Consider the following 19,239-nt stretch of genomic DNA (forward strand, 5'->3'; position numbering starts at 1 on the left):
TGCCCGACATGTAGTTGACGAACGCGAACAGACTCCGCTTCATTTAACGCCGCTTAATTCCACTCAATAACACATCCACCGCTTCTTTCGTGTGCCGCTCTATCTCTTTTTCCGGGAACACCTGAGGATAAATGGACAAGCCGCTCAACATACTGGTGAACAACACCGCCAATCGCTCCGGATGGCCCTCAGCAAACAACTGCTGCTCCATGCCTTCCCGGAGGATCTCGGTAAATACCTCAATCTGCACCATAGATATCTCAATCAACCGATCATACACTCCCTGATAGCCCTCTTGCGCATTCATTGAGAACTCTTCAGCCACCTTCGTCAGGGGGCTCTGGAAGCTGTTCACAAAGTGTAAGCTTGCGCCCAGCAATCTGCTCTCGACATCAGGGAGTTGGCCGCGAATCTCAACCCACTCATCCACCCATTCCCGGTTGATCTTCTCAACCATGCTCACAAACAAATCATCTTTGCTGGCAAAGTGGTAATAAATGCTGCCCTTGCTAACCCCCGTGTGCTTAACAATATCCTCCATCGACGTAGCCGCATATCCCTTCTGCACAAAAAGCTCCAACGCCTGGTCTAGAATCATGCTTCGCTTCTCCGAACCTTTAGGCGTGCTCATGGCATCCCCTCCAAATAAATCGAATAAACCGACCGTTTGGTTTAATTATAACGGGTGTGGGTGGGGAATGCAAAGATAACTTCGAGGATTGTCGCCTCCACAGCCATTGTTACACATACCGTTTAATTATAAACTTTATATTCTTAAGAACTCTTGTTTATCAATATTCCCTAGTGCACGCTCAACTAATAAATTATGAAACATTAATGCTAACGCCTCTGTTGGCATTATATCCGGTAATTTCTCAATTTCTTTAAGGTTCATTTTCATTTCCCCTTTATAGGAATGTGAGCTTCATTTAAAGACTGATTTTTTGTCCATGTTCCATCAAATAATTACCTTTTAACCATCAGCAAGTAAAAACTCATACTTTGCTCCATCTGTAATGGAACTTGTTTTAACAAAGGTGTTTGGGACTTTCGATGGAATTATCGACTTTAAATTGGATAAGCTAATCTCTCCATTTTGAAGCAGACTTTGTGCCGCTTTTCTTGTATCAGCTTGTAAATATCTCTATTGAGGTGCCACCATTACCCATCCCCTTCATAGTTGCTCCGCCATACATAAGCAAAGCCGCATAGTCTATCTTAGATCCTTTACTAGATATCTTAAAACTCATTTAAGAGCTATGGCTTAATGAAGCTTAATCAAACTGCTGAAAAGCTTTGGAGCCATTGTACCATAGTGAGTAATATTGTTACGCCTCATAGAACATCTCTTTTTACACCGGGCGGAGCTGCGGATTTAATATCCTTTCATAGAAAAGAAACCATGAAAGGCATTAAGCCAATCAAGGTTCATACATTTAGTTATTCAAAAAATCAACGGTTAATCGGTCTACCCCTATTTGTACATATTGTTCATGCAGATAACCATAATCCATCAGGAACTTACTATCAATTTTAAAAGTTATACTACCTATTTCTAAAGTCCCTTCATCAAAATCTAGTTTTCCTTGTAAGGTGTAAGCGAAACTATTGTTCTGCTGATGAATATTGTACTCTTGCAAGTTGTGTTATAGGTCGAATGTTATTGGGGCATCTGGGTAGCTCCACCAAAGAAATAACCTTGAAGAGCAAGAAGCCCTCAAGGTTATTCTTTAACACAAAGTTAACCAATCCATAAAACGGTGTCGTCCGTTTTAAATGCTAATGGCAACTCTTTTATGAGCAAATCCACCCTGGAAACCATGTATTTTAAATCATTATGCTGTAAGTTAGATTGTGCCCATTTTCTTAACTGCTCTAACTCCAAAAGTGTAGATTCCAACTGCTCTTTTCTTAACTCTATCCCATTCTGAATACCGATAATCCCCAACTCATTTATAGCAGTTTGCCAAAACTTCACAAAGAATTCTTCGCGTGAAATTGGTATTTCAAAACCTAGTTCAAATGAATCATCTTCTTGATTCATTCTAAATACACTGACTGACATTATGAGCCTCCAAACTGAGCTGAAAAGTTATAGCTCGGGTATTTAATTTTAAGTTGGTTGATCTGACTCTGAACCGCTGTTCTTAAAGCAGGAGTGTCAGCGTTTACTCTAAATACATAGTTATTAATGCTCTGAATATCGCTGACTGACGGAACATTTTGGCTTCCATTTGTTGTAGGTCTTGTTGCGGATGCATTTTGAATGGTATCAATTCTGTTAACCGTTTTGTTATAAATTTGTTTTTTTGCCCACTGTAGTTCGGTTTGTGGTACAGTCGGATTCGACATGTATAAACCCGAAGCACTCTTATCTTCAAAAATAGTTTTGCTATTAATATCAATTTCGTCCAATTCTGTCAACCTATTGTTTGGACCAACAACTTCAACCTCTTTGAATTTATTCGTCGCCTTATATATAGTTGCTCCGCCATACACAAGCAAAGCCGCTGAGTCTATCTTAAACCAGGTACTAGACATCTTAAAACTCATTTCATCTAACTCACCTATTGTAAGTTTAGACAAATCTTTACCTTCCTTACGCAGCGAGTAAAGTTCAAATACGACGTAAGAACTATGGCTTAATGAGGCTGGATCCAACCGCTGAAAAGCTTTAGAGCCACTGTACCATAGTGAGTAATATTGTTGCGCCTCGTAGAACATCTCTTCATAATCTACGAATTTAAAATTAGGATTTTGCTTTCTAAATTCACCCAGTGTTGTGGTTGTTATGTCCGGGATAGAACCAATATCTTTTCCCTTAAGACCTTTGCGCACTGGACAGAGGTAAAAAGAAACCTCATGAAGGAAAGATTTCCCTCATGAGGTCAGTTAATTAAAAATCATCAGGATGTGCCCAATCAAAATCACCTTCATCTAGAGTTTCTCTAGCCTTAAGCAAATCCAAGAAATATTTTACTGTATCTTCCAATGCTTCTGTTATCGTACTCCCATACCCAACGCCACATTCTGCCGAATTATCCTCAAGACTTTTAAGTTGAATATTAGTATAGCCTGCAAATGTACCATCAGGCCTTTCGTAAATTTTAACCTTGAATTTTCCAAAAGGAGTTTTATTCAGCTCCCATACTTGAAATTCTGCAACGCATTTCTCAATCCTCGCAATTCCCTGTATGATTACAGATTTCCACTGTTCCAAAAAATCACCACCGTATTATGATTTTCCAAAGGAGATAATTGTACCGTCAGGAGCTATATCAATATATTTCCCATTCTTCTTATACCTAATTGCTCCCTCAACTGCTCCGTCTACATAACTTTTAGTAGCACCACGCAAGTTCTGAGAAAAACCCTCAGCTTTCCTGATGTACTGAGCTACATCCTCTGCGCCCACTTCAGTACCATGCTTCTTGTAATGGGATATTGCAGAGTCCCCTGAAGAATCAAAACTCCCCTTATTCCATTTAGATACATTGGCATTTGTTAAATCAAAAGGATTTTTCTTAACAGCACAATTATGCACCCAAATCCCAAGGTTCGATACAAAATAAGAATTGAAATCCGCTACCTCAAAATTATATACTTTTGCTTCTAGCGACTCTTTCTCAATCTTATCTATTGCCATTGTAGAACCATCACTTGAAACAAGCAAATCGTTAACTTTTAAGTTTTTAACAAACGTCCATCCTTTGTCTTTCAACCAGAACGGATGCTCACCTGTAACCTCTATAATTTCGTCTCCGATGTGGACATAGTAAATCTCATCAGCTTGCTTTTGGAACAGACCCAGTACCTCTTTATACGTCACTTCCCCTGTTTCGTCAGACTTTGCAAGAACCCTATCACCGACCTCAATCTCCTCAATCGGCTTTTCACCCTCATCTGTGAGTACCTCAGTTCCAGCGGTGAAACAATTACATTTGCCAATTCCCTTCTTTTTGAGAAGCTTCATTCCGGCTACACTGGTTCCAATAGTATCGATGGCCTCGCCCAATTTATAACCGAAGGAGTACGCTTCGTCCTTAGTAGGTTTACCATTAATGACATGGTCGCCATGCTTATACACATATTCAAAGGGGGCAATATACTCTTTCCCCACAGCCTTGACTATCTCTTGTACTGTTATAGCACCCGTCAATAAACCTTCTGCAAGAGCATAGGCATCTTTATAAGTATCGGACTTAAATAAATAGGTTGCTGTATCAATGCGACTCTCTATAAAGAAGTCTTTAAGTCCTAATGAGACATTCCAATGTGCATTGAAACTATAATGTCCACTTGGATCTGTATAAACCAACGGATTATTCTCCACATACCCATACAAATTCAAGCTCTGCGGATTGGTCAGTTCCCCTGGGTAGGTGTCCTGGCTGACGAATCGGCCGATGCCGGAGTCGAAGTATCTGGCGCGGGCATAGGATAGGCCGCTGGCGGCATCGTAGCCCAACCCTGTATAGCCGAACAGGTTGTCAGGTCCAGGATAATTCAGATCGAACTTCTCTGGTTGTTCCGGGTTGCCGAATTCATCGTAATGATAGCGGAGTGCGACCTCACTGTCCTCATTTAACAAGGCCAATGGACTGCCCAGCATATCACTTAAGTAAAATAACGTTTCCGGCTTGGTATTGGGTGCGGCTCCACTGGCTCCCGGAGCAGGTTCCCAGTCGTAATTTGCATCCACACTCGGTAGGTAACTCATGCTCAGTCGCTCTCCGGCTGCCCCGTAGACGTAGCTCTGCTTCCATTTCGTACCGCTATCGTCCGTAGCATACAAAGGTTCTGGCAAAGCACTCGTAATATCGTAGGTGAAGTAGATTTCACTACTTTGCTTCTTGTACTGAGCTTCCCAACCCGTAACCCCTCCAGCAGGATGTCCGGTTGGATAAAGAGCCTGCACACTACCTGTACCTACCGTGTTACCCACATAAATCCGGTTGTTATCCCCATCATACCAATATTCAGTTTGATCGCCCGCCGGGTTCGTATGATGAACCAAGCGATCAGCCGCATCCCATTCATAGCTTTCGAGGACTCCAGGTCCAGCGAGTGCTGCAGCCATAAGTGGATCAACGAGTGAGTCAAGCGGATCAAAATCATTCCAGCCCCCCGGGCCGTACACTTGAGCAGGCACGCCAAGCTGGTTCGGATCGGACAGCACATCGGCAAGTGGGTTAACTTCGCCCAATACATCCGGTGCTCCACCTAAATTTGGCAGTAGGCCACTGCCATTCATAGTTTCATGATTATTTGTACTGCCATACACGTCCTGCGGTACGCCATATACATCTTGTGGCACACTCCAAGCCATACGCATCCGTGCCGCAGCACTATCGACGCCATCCACTTGTAGCAAATTACCACGCAAATCATAAGTGTAATTCTTATAGTCCGCACCTTTTTCCCAATGGGCCAGCTTGTTCGCGAGATCATACGTATATTGCTCTATTTCGGTAATCCCTTGACGCGTCTCACTCTTCTCCAAACGGTTGCCTGCGGCATCGTAGGCATAAGACACCCTGGAGGAACCGTTCAGGTGTTGCACCTCAACCAAACGATTCAGAGCATCATAAGTGTAATCCTCAACATCAGCCAACTTCGGCGTGTCTTGAGGTCGATCCTCATCCTTGCCTTGCTCCTGTCGTTCCTTGTGAATCACATTGCCCACCGGGTCGTACACATAACTTAGCTGTTCGAGCAGACTTCCTCCTGCATTCCGATGTGTAATTCCAGTGAGTTGACCAAGGCGGTCGTATTCATAGCTGCTCATTTCTCCACCCGGTAAATTCCGGCTAACAACTTGTCCATTCCCGTTGTACGTATAACGAGTTGTCTGCTGCTGACCATCCTTGACATTGCTGATTTGCCCCGCCAAATCATACTCATAAACAACGGAGCTGTTATCCGGGTAAATCATTCGGCTACGCTGGCCCGTTGGCGTCCACTCATAACGGACATTTTGCCCGCGTGGATCAATCATTTCCGTTAAACGGCCTAATGCGTCATAGTTATAACGTGTTTGTCCCGTAGCGTCGTCCATCGTAAGGCGGCGATCCGCCAGATCGTATCCGTACTTCACCTGCTGGCCGTCTCCATATTGAATCGTGGCAAGTCGGTTCCGCGGATCATAGCCATATTGGGTTGTTGTGTTATCCGGAGCGATCATCGACTTCACATTACCGTTGCCGTCATAGGAGATGGACGTAATCTCTTGCAATGGATTTGTCGTCCGCTCTACCAACCCGCGTCCATTATAGCTATAGCTGGTTACAGCCCCTAACGGATTCATTTTGGTTAGGACATTGCCCAAGGCATCGTAAGTGTAAGATGAGGTTTGGCCTGCTGCATCCACCACTCCGGTCAATTGACCGGCCACATCATAGTTGAATCTCGTAAGCTGCCCCTTGGCATCGGCCATTTCTGCCACTTGACCGAGCGCATTATAGGTATACTTGGTCTCAAAGCCCAAGGCATTGCGAATCAGCGTGGTTCGACCGAGTGCATCATATTGATATTCCGTGGCCTGTCCTTCCGCATCGGTATAAGAGATGACTTGCCCACGGGCATCACGATTCAAGGTTGTCTCGCGGGACAATGGATCTATCATACTCTTGGAAAGTCCACGTTCATCATACGTTGTCGACCATACACTACCATCCGGCAGAGTAGTCTCTATCTGATTGCCTGCAGCATCGTAAGCATAGGTTGTGACATAACCAAGTGCGTCCGTCTGTTCAATCAATCTGCCGGCATCATCATATTTGTACCATGTGCTATTGCCCAAGGCGTCGGTTTCCTTGACTAATTGGCCAGCCGCATCATACTTGTACTGCGCCACCATGCCAAGCTCGTCCTTCACCGTCAGCACTTGCCCTGCATGATTATAAGTGTATTGTGTCGTATGACCGTTGCCGTCCGTCATCGCAGACATTTGGCCGTTGTTATCATAGGCATAGCTGGTGCTGGTACCGTCGGCATCTGTAATTTCGGCGATACGGCCCATGCTGTCGTAGCTGTACTTACTCACCCCACCATTGCCGTCTTGTTCTTCAACGAGATTACCTGCCACGTCATACTTGCTTTCGCTAAGATGTCCCAGCGGGTCCTTCACCGAAGCCATACGATAAACGTCATAGCCGAAGGAAACCTCAGCACCGCTCGGGTCTTTGATCACCTTCAGGTTACCGCTGCCGTCGTACTGCCATTCCTCCAGTTGCTGCAACGCATCCCGACTAGTCGTAATTCTTCCCTTGGCATCATACGTTACTTCTTCCAGGCTCCCTTGGTTATCCCGGGTGGAGACCACGCGATGAAGCTCATCACGGCCAAGGTCTATCCGATATCCGGACGGGTCCTTGATGGAGCTAACAAACCCCGCCGCATCCAGCGTATATTGCGTCTTACCTCCGCGGGGATCAATCACCTCGGTAGGTACTCCGCGGCTGTCTCTGGCAATGCTCACCCGATGACTAAGGGCGTCCTCTTCGGTAATGAGATTGCCTGCCGCATCATAGCTATACGCCGTCGACTGCCCTACTGCATTGATGATTTCCAACGGAAGATTGCGGGTATTGTACCGCATAACGGTAGACTGCCGATTGCCATCCGCCACCATGATTTTATTACCTCTCGCATCATAGCTTGCCGTCGTTCGATAGCCATTTCCATCCGTAACGGCAGCCAAGCGATGCGCGGCATCATAGTCGTATTGCCAGTTCGAGCCGTCCGGCAGCCGAAGCTCCGATAACAGGAAGCGGTCGCCCCACGTATACGCCGTGGCATATCCCCGCGCATCCGTCCGCTTGGTCTCGCTGACCGACAGCAATGTGGCCGAGATCGTGGCAGGCATTACGATTTTCCCTCTGGCCTCTTCCGCCAGTTCGGAATAGTTCGGCTCCTGGCCCGTTAATCTTTGCGTTTCGGGATAAGTCAGACTGGTCTTGCCATTCCCCACGCCAGCACGAACAACTGGAGTCTGGTTGGGAACCATATCCCCGCCAATGGCGAACACGCCTCCAGCCTTCACCGACATCTGGTTGTTGACATGAACGTTATCCCGGACGAACAAATCCCCCTGAGTCATGTTCAAATCCGCAATCAGGTTGTTAGAAACGATTCCTCCCAGCACCATCTCTTTGGCCAGGTTCATCGTGACCTTGGTATTGATTGACAAATCGCCACGCACGATGACGGACTGCGCATCCACCGTCAATTGTCCGCTATTATAGGTTAGAACGCCTGCATATAGCGTATCGTCCACTTGAACTGTGGAATCATTGTTCAGGTGAATTGTTCCGTTGCTCCAAATATTCCCGTATTTCCCGCCCACCTGATAAGCATTTAAATTCAGCTTGGTGTTGGCGTTCATGCCCTGCTTCAAGATCAGCGTCCCATAAATGGAGATCGTCATCTCTTGATTGGTGTTCATCCCATCGGCAATCAAAATGACCGGCTTACTGGGGCTACCTAAAGTAACCCCCTCTTCCACATTTAATTGACCTGCTCGCACGATTACAGGACCACTGCCACCACTAGCTGACACTAGCTTCTGTACAGACTCCATATCTCCTGCCACCCCGGAGGAAGCAGAAGCTTCAAAACTATCCGCTTGCTTGCGAATGCCTTCGGTCAAACTATCCAGATATTTGCTGATAACCGGCTTAAGCCCCGGAACAATCTGATGCGGCGGAGCGTTGCGTAAATTATGCATCGTTCCCGACAGAAGGACCACGTCCGATTCTGCAATGTCCCGCCTATGATTCGGGTCAATGGCTACCGCTTCATCCTCTTCCTCACGCACAACCGGAGCTACTTTACCGCTGTAATCAGCCTTCTCCGTAGACCCATAAAAATCCGTCAGGCTCGTGACTCGCTGCTCCTCGTCATAAGTGACCCGCATCTCCGCGGTCTGCCCCGGAGCCGTCACCGAGATAACATGATGCGCGCCATCATAACCAAACTTCGTCACTGCTCCATCCACATCGGTAAAAGAAACCATATCTCCGGCTCCGTCATAGCCGTATTCCAGCTTCCGTCCCGTATGATCACTCACCGCAGCGAGTTGCCCGCTGCCGTTATAAGTCAGCGTAAGCGAAGCTCCATCTGTCGTGACTTGCTGCAAGTGCTCGCCTTGGTAGGTTAGCGTAATCTCATTGCCATTCAAATCACGAATCGAAGTCAATAGCCCGTCTGTGTCAAAAAGATACGTCATCCCCTGGGGAGTCTGTAGCTCATGACCATTTCCGCTTTGGCGCAGGCTCCAATCCGTCCCTGCCGGAGTCAGATAGCTTCCTCCCGCCAGAGGAACAAACTCAAACCGCGCCCCGTCCGGTTGCATAAGCTCCTGCTTGCCATCTACCGGAGTAAGGCGCCATTCATAGGAATGATGCCAGCCCAGCCCGCTTCCTCCGATATAAGGATCACGACTGAGATAAGCCACACCGAAGCTGAGCGGCATAAGCGCAGGCAAGGCGAGCGTATCGGTTGAATAGGCAAAATCCCCCCGTGCAGGCTCCACTATATCACTCCAGGAAGGATTGACGATACGCAGCCGCTTCTTCACTGCTTCGGCTGTAAATTGTTCCAAATCCCCTTCCGCAAGCGCACCTTCAGCCTGTGGATTAATCAGCAAAACTGAAGTACCCGTTACGGTATCGGAGGCATTGACGTTGCCCAGACCGTTCCAGGCAGCGATTTCCTGTGCTCTGGCATGGACAGAAGCCGTCGAATCAGCTTTGTAGTAGTAACCAGCCAAGGCACGCCACGTAACAGGATAGGTTGGTACAACGTAGCGAAGCACTCCCTTGATCTCGGAATAGCTGGAAGTTTTGCCATCCCGCTGACTGCGAGCAGCAAGCTGGAACCTCTGACCTGCAGCCAGGTTAAGCAAGTCGCTCCACTGGCCTTGGGCATTAACCGTAAGCCCACTACGGCTATCGACCAGCTTACCTTCGGCATCCCGTACCTCCAGGGTTACCGTCGAACCGATTTCTGCGGTTCCTTTGACCACCGCGCTTCCCGAGGCTCCTGCTTCAATCGCAATAGAAGCCGGCGCTTTAGGCTGCGTGCTGTTCACAATTTCAAAGCTGCCAATTTGGCCGTAATAAACACCACTTCCGTTGTAATCGCCAGGCGACACAGCGATGTGGTACTTGCCCTCTGGCAAAGCCACACCACCAATGGTGCCATCCCACTCTACCTCGTGTACGATGTATTCCCCTTGAGCATTTTTCGTCCGGTACTTGCCGCTGGCAATTAGTTGACCCAGTTGTGGCGATCCTCCGTTTTTGCCCGGCGTAACCAGATGAATGTTCACCTCATGCTCTGCTTGTCCATCATCCGCAGCACTGAAGCTAAAGCTGATCACAGTCTTTTCTCCCAAATCGGTATTAATCTCGCTTGGCGAAATGCGCATATTGGTCGAAGCACTCGCCGTAGGCACATCCATCCCCGGAACCCAGGGAATAGATGTCGCCAGTAAGATAGCAACCAATAGGCTGATAAGTAGTGGCCTCGTCCGAATGGAGCGCCATAGATGGAATAAGTTCTTTGTGGAATTCATGGCCCTAAACCTCTCCGTTCTGTTTCTATTATTAGTGCGTGTTCGAACTACCTCTATTACAATTCTCCGATACGTTCCAGCAAGCGATAGATCACAACCGCCGCTTCCGCCCTGGTCGTTGTTGCCCGTGGCTGAATCAGATCGCCGCTGCCCTCTACGAGTTGCCAGGCCACCGCCTGCCGGGTCAATGGCAAAGCCCAGCCACTAATGGCATCGCGATCTGCAAATCGGTCCACTACGTCATCCCGGGCTTGTTCTTCCCCAAGCTTCTCCTGAGCGGCTCGAACCAGCATCGCCATCATCTGCTCACGCGTGAGCGCAGCTTCCGGCGCAAACAAACCTCCGCTGCCTTCCACAATCCCTGCCGCCGCCGCAGCTTCCACCCAGCCATAGCTCCATTTGGTAGAATCCACATCCCGGAAGGTTGGCTGCTCTGGTGTAACAGGTGCAATGCCTAACGCTCCCGCCAGCATTTTGCTAAACTCCGCACGCGTTAATGTAGCCTTAGGAGCAAAGCGCTCCTTCTCCCTCCCGTTCACGATACCGCGGGCAGCCAGTACCTCTACTTGCTTCGCAGCCCAGTGGCTCGCAGGCACATCTTCAAAGCTCACCTGCCGCAGCAATACGGCATAAGTTCCCGGTGCATCGATACGTGCCTGTGCCTGTACATGAGAATCCGCCAATCCACCCGTAATTCCACCTATATAAGTCCAGTAGCCAAGCTCTGCCTGGTACTGATACACGCCGAGCTTTTCTCGCAGTTCAGCCCAATCGCCATCGTCAGTAGCTAAGGACAGCATGGCTTCTCTATTCCAGGTAGCCTCAGTCTGAATCTCCCAGATGGCTCCCGCCGCCTCCAGCCTGCGGCCCAACTCATCAACCAGCGGATATCCGGCATGCTCCATTTCAGACACACGAATCTCCATTTCCTTGTCAAATGTCCCCGGGAGCACGTCCAGATGGAGCCGACCATCCTGGATGCTAATCTTCCCACCTTCCGGCCCTACCAAGAACTTGTTCTCCGTCAGGGTCGTTTGATGATCATTAGGGTAATTTCCCGTTGAATTCCCGCTACTCGAGCCGGGCGACGGAGTCGTACCTCCACCTGTTCCGGGTTCCGTGATCGGGCCTGTAGAGCCTTCACCCAAATTCACCGAACCCAGCGAGCCGTCGGCCCCAGCATACAGGAGACGGTCACCGTTAAATCCTATGTATTGCTTGCCAGCCCCGGACTGCCCCACAGCATATACCTTGGCCGTGGCCAAATTGACTCCCTGCAATACAGGCTGTCCACCTTCATTCACTAGAAATACCGCCTGTGATTCGCCCATGGACATAAATGCATATTCCTCGCTCTTGGCACGCATAGGCGTCAAATCTTGTGGAGTCGCCAACGGAGCCTGAAGAGAGATCAGGCCATATTTGCTTTCCAGACTTCCATTCTTCTGTTTGAACAGCACATATTCACCATTCGTTACAAACCAATCGACATAGTGGCTTCCGCCCAAAGTAACTAAGGGACGATGCACACCACTACCTATTTCCAGCAGACTCAGCCCGCCATCTCGGGCATTGCGGTATACGACCCGCCCGTTATTCAGCACCGGATAACGTCCCTCACCGAGCGAGGTTTCCGCTCCAGTCGCAGCATCGTAGTAAATCATCCGGCCATATTTCTGGTTATCGGCCCAGACCACTCCGTTTCCATCCACGGATGGATTACCGTATTCTCCAGCCTTCCTGTTGAGTTTGCGTTCTACACCAGTGGCCAGGTCATAACTATAAATATCCCAGTTGGCGGAAGCTGGGGGTTGATTCCCTTTATCTGCCCAAACCACCGTCGTTCCATAGATTGAAGGCACGTCCTTGGCGGAACTCCGACTCGTAAGCACCTTAATCGTGCCTGAAGACTCGTCTTTCGCATAAATTTGCTGCTCTCCATCCCCGCTCGTATTCAGCCAAACGATTGTCCCTACGAAGACACTGGAATTCGAGCGGCTTATCGCATTAGCGGCTGCTGTCCCATGATCCTCTGCTGCATGCACCGAGATTACCGCAGGACCTCCCAGACTTCCTGCTGCCAGACTGAGACTAATGGCCCCACATAGCAGCACAGCCATTCTCCAGCCTTGGATTTTTGTTCTCTCTATTTGCTTGTTCATCCTCCCAAATACCTCCCATCCTCATAAAACATAGATCCTAATTCCTGAATCTTATGCCTTATATATATATCGGAAGTATGGTTTGGGAATAAAGGGTTCACTATGTTAATTAGTAAATAATACCCACTTTAGAAATTCACGGGTCCGTCAAATTCATCTAAGCTAATGCTTTAGCAACATTTTTTTGACAAGCCCTAGCTGCTATTGTTAATCTTTGTTTTGTACAGATATTATTTTAAAATAGAAGAGATAAACTCGTGGAGGAATAACATGACGGAGTGGATTACGGAATTCATACTATTTTTTAAGGATTTATCGTACGGGGGCTTGGTCATTGCCTTATCATTTGAATTTGTGCCCGCTGAACTCGTATTGCCGCTTGCGGGGTACTGGGTATATCTTGGGGACATGAAGCTTTGGCTTGCCATTCTCGCCGGAACGGTTGGAGGTACGTTTGGACCATTGACGTTATACGCTCTTGGACGCTATGGTGGCAGACCCATGATTGAAAAATACGGCAAATATCTGTTTATTCGCACCCGGCACCTGGAGGCTTCGGATCGTTTCTTTGAGAAGTACGGTAATGGAGTAGCATTCTATGGACGCTTCATCCCCGGCATCAGAACGCTGATCTCCATCCCTTGCGGTATGGCGAAGATGAATGTATATAAATTCAGCATTTATACCTTTTTGGCTATGTTTCCCATCACTTCCTTATACGTTTATCTCGGGTTTAAATTGGGCTCGCAGTGGGAGCATGTGGACGAAATCATCAAGCCTTACATCGTTCCGGCAGCCATCCTGTTTATTGCAGGCTTTGGGTTGTACGTTGTTCTAAAACGTCTGAGAGCGAAACGCATGACCACTTAATAAAAATTCGGGTTGTCTCTTGTATCAGATACGAAAGATCTGCCCCGCGTCCAGTCTTTCAGCAGATGCTAGCTCTGGCGCCACATCAAACAATACCTCCAGAGACTGTCGCACCCATTGCTTGCGATCGAAGCCGCCCTTCTTGATGCACCACATCACTTCATAGCCAGTAAATAGAAAACCCGCCGTTTGGAACAGTTCAGGGGCCGCCGCATGATTACGAATTTGCCCGGCCTTCTGGGCTTTACCGATCACCGCTACACAGATATCAATCAAGGTCCGATTGAAATTGAAAGTCCCCCGATCCTCCTTCAAATTCATAATAAAAAGCTGGCTATGTATATCCAAGCCCAGCTTATCGCTGGAATCCAGGATTTCCTCGAAAATCACCAACAACTGCTCCCAATAATTATCAGCTAGCACAAAGGCCAGACTCTTCTGGTTGATCTTCTCGGTGACATCATCATAATAATGCATCAGCAGACTTTCCTTGGAGTCGAAATGATAATAAAAGGCCGTCTTGGTTAACTGGCAATGCTCGCAAATTTCATTGATGGTGACATGGTCATACCCTTTTTCCTGAAAAAGACGGTAGGCCGTCTCTAAGATCCGCTCTCTGGCAAGCATTTTGTTCATCTTCCATCCCTCTTCTCACACGGTTTCACTTGACTTCCGCAACACTTGAACACTGGAATTGATTATATCAATAAATATAGTAGGTACCAAAGTCAACTGTCACATATGTCACTGTCATCCTCGGAAGCTCATGTTATCTTTACCTCGGTAATATTTTTAATTACTAAGGTTTAAGGAGGAGTTATTTGTGAAAATTTTCTCAAAGATGAACATCGGCCGTATGAAACTGAAAAATCGTATTGTCATGGCTCCCATGGGCACCAAACCTGAACCGGATGGTAGCTACAGCTACAATGCCATCCACTATTTTGAAGAACGGGCGAAGGGCGGCGTCGGCCTGATCATTACCGGAGCCAATATCGCAACCACTCAATTTGAAGAACGTCCTGAAAATGAGTTATCCAACTTTCACCATGTCGAAAAGCTGGCGGTGATGATTGAACGATGTCATCATCATGGGGCCAAGGTATGCGTACAAATTACGCCGGGACTCGGAAGAATGGTGTATACCGATCCCTACAATGCTCCTTATTCAGCCAGCGATCACGCTTATTCCTTCTGGTTCCCGAAGCTGAAATGCAAGGCGCTTAGCAAAGAAGACATTCACTACTTGGTGGACCGCATCGGTTATTCGGCCAGTCTGGCCAAGGCCGCAGGTGCAGATGCCGTGGAGTTGCACGGCTATGGCGGCTACCTGATGGACCAGTTCCACTCGTCACTTTGGAATCAGCGAACCGATGAGTATGGCGGTAGTCTGGAGAACCGTCTTCGTTTCTCCCTGGAGTCCATTGAATCTATCCGCAAATATTGCGGCGAGGACTTCCCCGTCATTATGAAATACACAGCCTATCATGGAATCGAAGGTGGCCGGGAAATTGCCGAAGGGATCGAAATGGCAAAAATCTTCGAACAGGCAAACGTTAATGCCCTTCATGTAGACGTCGGCTGTTACGAGGTATGGTACAAGGCAATCTCTACCGTATATGAGCCAGAAGCTCATCAGGTTGATGTGGCCGCTATCATCAAGCAGAACGTCAGCATTCCCGTCATCAGCCAAGGGAAGCTGCAAGACCCTGATCTTGCAGAGCAGGTGCTGCAGGAAGAGAAAACGGATTTCGTCGCCTTGGGGCACCAGATGCTAGCCGATCCTCATTGGGCCAACAAGGTCAAAGCCGGAGATTACAAAGAAATCGTCCCTTGTATCGGTTGCAATGAGTGTCTGTTCGGGGGCTTTAGCGGTAAGCATTATTATTGTGCCGTCAATCCGCTTTGCTACGCTGAACGCGATTATCAGCTTACCCCGGCAACGGAAGCACGTTCCGTACTCGTCGTTGGCGGTGGCCCCGGTGGTATGGAAGCGGCAATCACCGCCGCCAAGCGTGGGTTTACCGTCGAATTATGGGAGAAGAACGCAAGGCTTGGAGGCACGCTACATGCTGCGGGTAACCCTACCTTTAAGCATGATGTGCTAAAGTTGATTGAATACATGGAGCATCAAGTCAACACGCTGGGCATTAAGGTTCTACTGGGTAAAGAAGCTACCGCCGAGGAAATTATTCGTGGCAACTATGATAAGGTTGTGCTGGCTACAGGATCGACCAGTGTCATTCCACCAATTCCAGGCGTAGAATTTGCTCATCCGTCCAATGACTATCTCACTGGGGAACGCACCTGCGGCGACCGGGTTGTCGTTATCGGCGGCGGGCTTGTCGGCTGCGAGACGGCTGCCTTCATGAAGGAGACCGCCTCCGAGGTGACCATCATCGAGATGTTGGATGATATCCTGAAGACGGTCGCCCACAGCAAGAACAATGACCTGTCGCTACGAGACATGCTGCGCGATCGCCAGGTTGGCATCGTTGCTCAGGCCAAGGTGACACAGATTCTGCCAGATCGCGTTATTTATGAGCAGGACGGACAGATTAAGGAACTGCCTTGCGATACAGTTATTATTGCCGCAGGCTACAAGGCCGAAAATTCGCTCGAAGCGCAGCTTGAAGATCAGGTGAAGTCGCTGACCACCGTTGGTGATGCCGTCGCTTCTCGTAAAATTATCGACGCTGTTCATGAAGCCTATCACGCCATAAGAGTCATGGAATAACAGTGAATTCGCCCTTCTCTCCATTTGGAGATAAGGGCGAATTTGTGTTAACTGCCAACCAGCATTTCGGCTTTTATCTGCTTTGAATGTTGTACCTGCAACAGTTCCCGGCCTTGCCGTAAATAAGCTTTTATTGCTTCAACTTTACAGTTCAAGACATAGGCCATCTCTTCCAACGTTAAATGATGGACCGATTTGAGAACCAAGGTGAGCTTGGGATACAGCGGAATTTGCTGAAGCCACTGCTCCACTTCGTCTGCCACTTCAATGTTGGCCCGCTCCTCATCATGCCTGACCTGCAGAGAATTGGATACTGCAATCGAGTATAGCCACACATCAAAGGGAACGGCAAAGTCATATTCATGAATCTGCTGCTTGGCCGTGACAAAGGTATGCACCACCATGTCTTGAACATGATTGGTATTCAGGCAAATCCTCAGACAAAGGTCAAAAACTCGGCCATAATACATATCGATTAGTGTTCTAAAAGCGCGAATGTCATTGGTCTTCAAACGTCGAATCAAACGTTCAGACTCCTTCCGCATCCTCCAGCCCCCTTTGCTCCCCCATATCCAGCTTCATGATCTCCAGCTTCCGAATCCGATGGCGGTCTTTCTCACGAATGATAAACTTGAGATCGCCATAAACCCACTCGCTACCTTTTCTCAAAGTCGGGTTTTGTGTATACACCCAGCCTCCAATCGTGTCCAGGTCTGCATCTAGCAATTCAATATTCATGAGCGTACACACCGATTCCAACGATACCTTGCCATCTACCAGATAATGCTGTTCTCCTAATTGCTCCACGTCGGCTTTCTCTTCCGTATCGAACTCATCGCGAATCTCACCCACGATTTCCTCCAGAATATCCTCAATGGTAATCAACCCGGAGGTTCCGCCGTATTCATCAACCAGAACTGCCATGTGAACAGATTCCTGCTGCATGCGTAACAGCAAATTCTTGACCGGCATAACCTCAGAGACCGAAAGAATCGGCTGAACCAGCTTGTGAATCTCTAAATCCGGATTTTCACTTAATTGCATGAACAATTGCTTGGTATTAATAAAGCCGATGACATGATCCTTATTCCCTTTCATCACAGGGAAGCGGGTATACTGCTCTGTTCTCATGATCTGGAGCGCTGTCTTCTGATCCATATCCACATCAAGGCACATCATATCCGTGCGGGGAACCATAATCTCGCGAGCCAACAACTCATCAAAAGCAAAGATCTTGCTTACATATCCGTATTCAGCTTGATTGATCATTCCGCTCTGATAGCTCTCCGTCAGGATAATGCGCAGCTCTTCCTCAGAGTGGGCTTCTTCATGCTCTTTCGCGGGCCTAATTCCGAAAATCCGTACGAGGCGGTTCGCAGAACCATTGAGTACCCAGATGAATGGATACATAACTTTATAGAAGAAAATGAGTGGTTTAGCGGTAATCATCGAGACCATTTCTGCTTTTTGAATGGCTACCGTTTTTGGTGCCAATTCACCTAGGACCACATGTAGGAACGTGATCGAGGCAAAGGCAATACCGAACGATAGGATGCTGCTAACCTCTGCTGGCAATCCATAACGATCAAATACAGGGTGCAAAATTTTCTCTACCGTAGGTTCACCTAACCAACCAAGACCAAGTGCGGTAATGGTGATACCCAATTGGCACGCAGACAAGTACCCATCCAGATTGCTTGTAACCCGTTGTACCGCTAAGGCATTCTTCTTACCTTCCATCACCATCTGATCAACACGGCTGGACCTTAGCCTGACAATAGCGAATTCAGCAGCTACGAAAAAGGCGGTAGCCACAATTAACAAGGCCACAAGAAACAAATTTAAAGCGTACATGCCAACACTCCTCAATAGGTTTATAATTTAAATTCTCTAGAACCCAATATGTATAAGTTCTTATGAACTTATAATAACAGAGTTTAAATGACCTTATCAATCCCCTTTATGTTCTGATTTCGGGCAAATTACACCAAAAATGAACTTCTTGACGGTATTTTTCCCCGTTCACCCTAATTTAGCTTCTTCTTTGACTTTTTTTCTTCACCGTCGTAGGATAGGTTCATAAGAACTTATTTGGAGGAATCTAAATATGGAAACATTCCATCTTACTCGCTGGGAAATGTCGCAACTCCTGCTAAGTTTGAACGGGCAGAGTGAAAAAGCTCCCAAAAACATCCTGCAGGAAGCCTGGGCCAAGTCCCACAGGGAACTTATTGAAGGCGGCCAATCCTTAGGAGCCTTTATCTCCACCGCCCTGCCTCCGATCTTTGAGAAGCTCATGAATATGAATCCTTCTGATCTCGGGTTATCGCTTAATGATATTGTTTCCTTGGGATCTCAGATTGAATACAATCATTTTGCCTTAACGGCGGTGCAAAATTGGGTGAAGCGTGACTTGAAGGAAATTATCGGTGCACCGAAGCTAGGCAAGAAATACTCCATTGAACAAGCTGCCATTCTGTTTATTATTGAAGATTTACGGGCTGCCCTAGACCTGGAATCCATTCGGAAGCTGCTGCTTTTGATCTTCCATGACTTTAACGATCAAGCCAAGGATCTGATTAGTCCTATTGATCTATATGCCGGCTACTCCCGTATCTTCGAAGAGCTCGATCAGAATAATGACCAGGTGCTCGACCTGCAGTCCAGTCATTTGAGCAAGGACAAGAAGCAGGACCACCTCATGGAAACCATGATCAAGAAAAAGGCAGATGAGTTTGCATCCAGTCTGCCCGGATTAAATTCGGAGCAGCAAGAGGCAGTTAGCAATACTCTCGTTATCGCTATGTTGTCCGTGCAGACGACTTATTTTCAAACTTTGGCCAAGCGGTTCCTGAATGCCTCCCTGTTCTTGCATAATTTAAGATAGGGGT

At 47.6% G+C, this 19,239-nt stretch carries 14 protein-coding genes; 4 read left to right on the top strand and 10 right to left on the bottom strand.

Annotation, left to right across the window (positions count from 1 at the left end):
* Nucleotides 1-43: 43 nt before the first annotated feature.
* Nucleotides 44-631, bottom strand: coding sequence for a TetR/AcrR family transcriptional regulator (locus AC1VOR_RS13465; protein ID WP_482618472.1), 588 nt, complete (start codon nt 629-631; stop codon nt 44-46).
* 135 nt (nt 632-766) lie between these two features.
* Nucleotides 767-895 carry a hypothetical protein gene (locus AC1VOR_RS13470; protein WP_482618473.1) on the bottom strand — a complete coding sequence of 43 codons (129 nt, stop codon included), beginning with the start codon at nt 893-895 and terminating at the stop codon, nt 767-769.
* A gap of 372 nt (nt 896-1,267) precedes the next feature.
* Between AC1VOR_RS13470 and AC1VOR_RS13475 the strand changes: the two genes are divergently transcribed.
* Nucleotides 1,268-1,537 (top strand): hypothetical protein, encoded by a 270-nt coding sequence (locus AC1VOR_RS13475; protein WP_482618474.1) that lies wholly within the window; start codon nt 1,268-1,270, stop codon nt 1,535-1,537.
* A 204-nt stretch (nt 1,538-1,741) separates the two neighbouring features.
* On the opposite strand, the gene AC1VOR_RS13480 is transcribed toward AC1VOR_RS13475, so the two are convergent.
* From AC1VOR_RS13480 to AC1VOR_RS13500, 5 genes are all read right to left on the bottom strand, one after another.
* Entirely contained in the window at nt 1,742-2,065 is a 324-nt protein-coding gene (locus AC1VOR_RS13480) for a hypothetical protein (RefSeq protein WP_482618475.1), read from the bottom strand.
* Nucleotides 2,065-2,586, bottom strand: a complete 522-nt coding sequence (locus AC1VOR_RS13485) for a hypothetical protein (protein WP_482618476.1) — start codon at nt 2,584-2,586, stop codon at nt 2,065-2,067. Before AC1VOR_RS13485 ends, AC1VOR_RS13480 begins: the two co-directional genes overlap by 1 nt.
* A gap of 310 nt (nt 2,587-2,896) precedes the next feature.
* The gene (locus AC1VOR_RS13490) at nt 2,897-3,220 is read right to left on the bottom strand and encodes a hypothetical protein (protein WP_482618477.1); all 324 of its coding nucleotides are present in this window, start codon (nt 3,218-3,220) and stop codon (nt 2,897-2,899) included.
* Nucleotides 3,221-3,235: 15 nt separating this feature from the next.
* Nucleotides 3,236-10,579: a polymorphic toxin-type HINT domain-containing protein gene (locus tag AC1VOR_RS13495; RefSeq protein ID WP_482618478.1), complete on the bottom strand. Its 7,344-nt coding sequence runs from the start codon at nt 10,577-10,579 to the stop codon at nt 3,236-3,238.
* 56 nt (nt 10,580-10,635) lie between these two features.
* A complete protein-coding gene (locus AC1VOR_RS13500; protein ID WP_482618479.1) occupies nt 10,636-12,741 on the bottom strand; it encodes an S-layer homology domain-containing protein in 2,106 nt (701 codons plus the stop codon).
* Nucleotides 12,742-13,011: 270 nt separating this feature from the next.
* On the opposite strand from AC1VOR_RS13500, the gene AC1VOR_RS13505 reads away from it, so the two are divergent.
* Complete coding sequence (locus tag AC1VOR_RS13505; RefSeq protein ID WP_482618480.1) at nt 13,012-13,611, top strand: DedA family protein; 600 nt, start codon at nt 13,012-13,014, stop codon at nt 13,609-13,611.
* 24 nt (nt 13,612-13,635) lie between these two features.
* On the opposite strand, the gene AC1VOR_RS13510 is transcribed toward AC1VOR_RS13505, so the two are convergent.
* The gene (locus AC1VOR_RS13510; protein WP_482618481.1) at nt 13,636-14,247 is read right to left on the bottom strand and encodes a TetR family transcriptional regulator; all 612 of its coding nucleotides are present in this window, start codon (nt 14,245-14,247) and stop codon (nt 13,636-13,638) included.
* Nucleotides 14,248-14,434: 187 nt separating this feature from the next.
* On the opposite strand from AC1VOR_RS13510, the gene AC1VOR_RS13515 reads away from it, so the two are divergent.
* Complete coding sequence (locus tag AC1VOR_RS13515; protein WP_482618482.1) at nt 14,435-16,348, top strand: oxidoreductase; 1,914 nt, start codon at nt 14,435-14,437, stop codon at nt 16,346-16,348.
* A 47-nt stretch (nt 16,349-16,395) separates the two neighbouring features.
* On the opposite strand, the gene AC1VOR_RS13520 is transcribed toward AC1VOR_RS13515, so the two are convergent.
* Together AC1VOR_RS13520 and AC1VOR_RS13525 are read right to left on the bottom strand one after the other, a co-directional pair.
* Complete coding sequence (locus AC1VOR_RS13520) at nt 16,396-16,893, bottom strand: RNA polymerase sigma factor (protein WP_482618483.1); 498 nt, start codon at nt 16,891-16,893, stop codon at nt 16,396-16,398.
* Nucleotides 16,877-18,202 carry a hemolysin family protein gene (locus AC1VOR_RS13525; RefSeq protein WP_482618484.1) on the bottom strand — a complete coding sequence of 442 codons (1,326 nt, stop codon included), beginning with the start codon at nt 18,200-18,202 and terminating at the stop codon, nt 16,877-16,879. Before AC1VOR_RS13525 ends, AC1VOR_RS13520 begins: the two co-directional genes overlap by 17 nt.
* Before the next feature lie 253 nt (nt 18,203-18,455).
* Here AC1VOR_RS13525 and AC1VOR_RS13530 point away from each other — a divergent pair, with 253 nt between their 5' ends.
* Nucleotides 18,456-19,235 (top strand): DUF1836 domain-containing protein, encoded by a 780-nt coding sequence (locus AC1VOR_RS13530; protein WP_482618485.1) that lies wholly within the window; start codon nt 18,456-18,458, stop codon nt 19,233-19,235.
* Nucleotides 19,236-19,239 lie beyond the last annotated feature (4 nt).

Source organism: Paenibacillus sp. 1SOY10, assembly GCF_056836745.1.

Bases quoted from the DNA above. Each gene is read 5' to 3' on its own strand.
- AC1VOR_RS13465 (WP_482618472.1), bottom strand. From the start codon at position 631: ATGAGCACGCCTAAAGGTTCGGAGAAGCGAAGCATGATTCTAGACCAG.
- AC1VOR_RS13470 (WP_482618473.1), bottom strand. From the start codon at position 895: ATGAACCTTAAAGAAATTGAGAAATTACCGGATATAATGCCAACAGAG.
- AC1VOR_RS13475 (WP_482618474.1), top strand. From the start codon at position 1,268: ATGAAGCTTAATCAAACTGCTGAAAAGCTTTGGAGCCATTGTACCATA.
- AC1VOR_RS13480 (WP_482618475.1), bottom strand. From the start codon at position 2,065: ATGTCAGTCAGTGTATTTAGAATGAATCAAGAAGATGATTCATTTGAA.
- AC1VOR_RS13495 (WP_482618478.1), bottom strand. From the start codon at position 10,579: ATGAATTCCACAAAGAACTTATTCCATCTATGGCGCTCCATTCGGACG.
- AC1VOR_RS13500 (WP_482618479.1), bottom strand. From the start codon at position 12,741: ATGAACAAGCAAATAGAGAGAACAAAAATCCAAGGCTGGAGAATGGCT.
- AC1VOR_RS13505 (WP_482618480.1), top strand. From the start codon at position 13,012: ATGACGGAGTGGATTACGGAATTCATACTATTTTTTAAGGATTTATCG.
- AC1VOR_RS13510 (WP_482618481.1), bottom strand. From the start codon at position 14,247: ATGAACAAAATGCTTGCCAGAGAGCGGATCTTAGAGACGGCCTACCGT.
- AC1VOR_RS13520 (WP_482618483.1), bottom strand. From the start codon at position 16,893: ATGCGGAAGGAGTCTGAACGTTTGATTCGACGTTTGAAGACCAATGAC.
- AC1VOR_RS13525 (WP_482618484.1), bottom strand. From the start codon at position 18,202: ATGTACGCTTTAAATTTGTTTCTTGTGGCCTTGTTAATTGTGGCTACC.
- AC1VOR_RS13530 (WP_482618485.1), top strand. From the start codon at position 18,456: ATGGAAACATTCCATCTTACTCGCTGGGAAATGTCGCAACTCCTGCTA.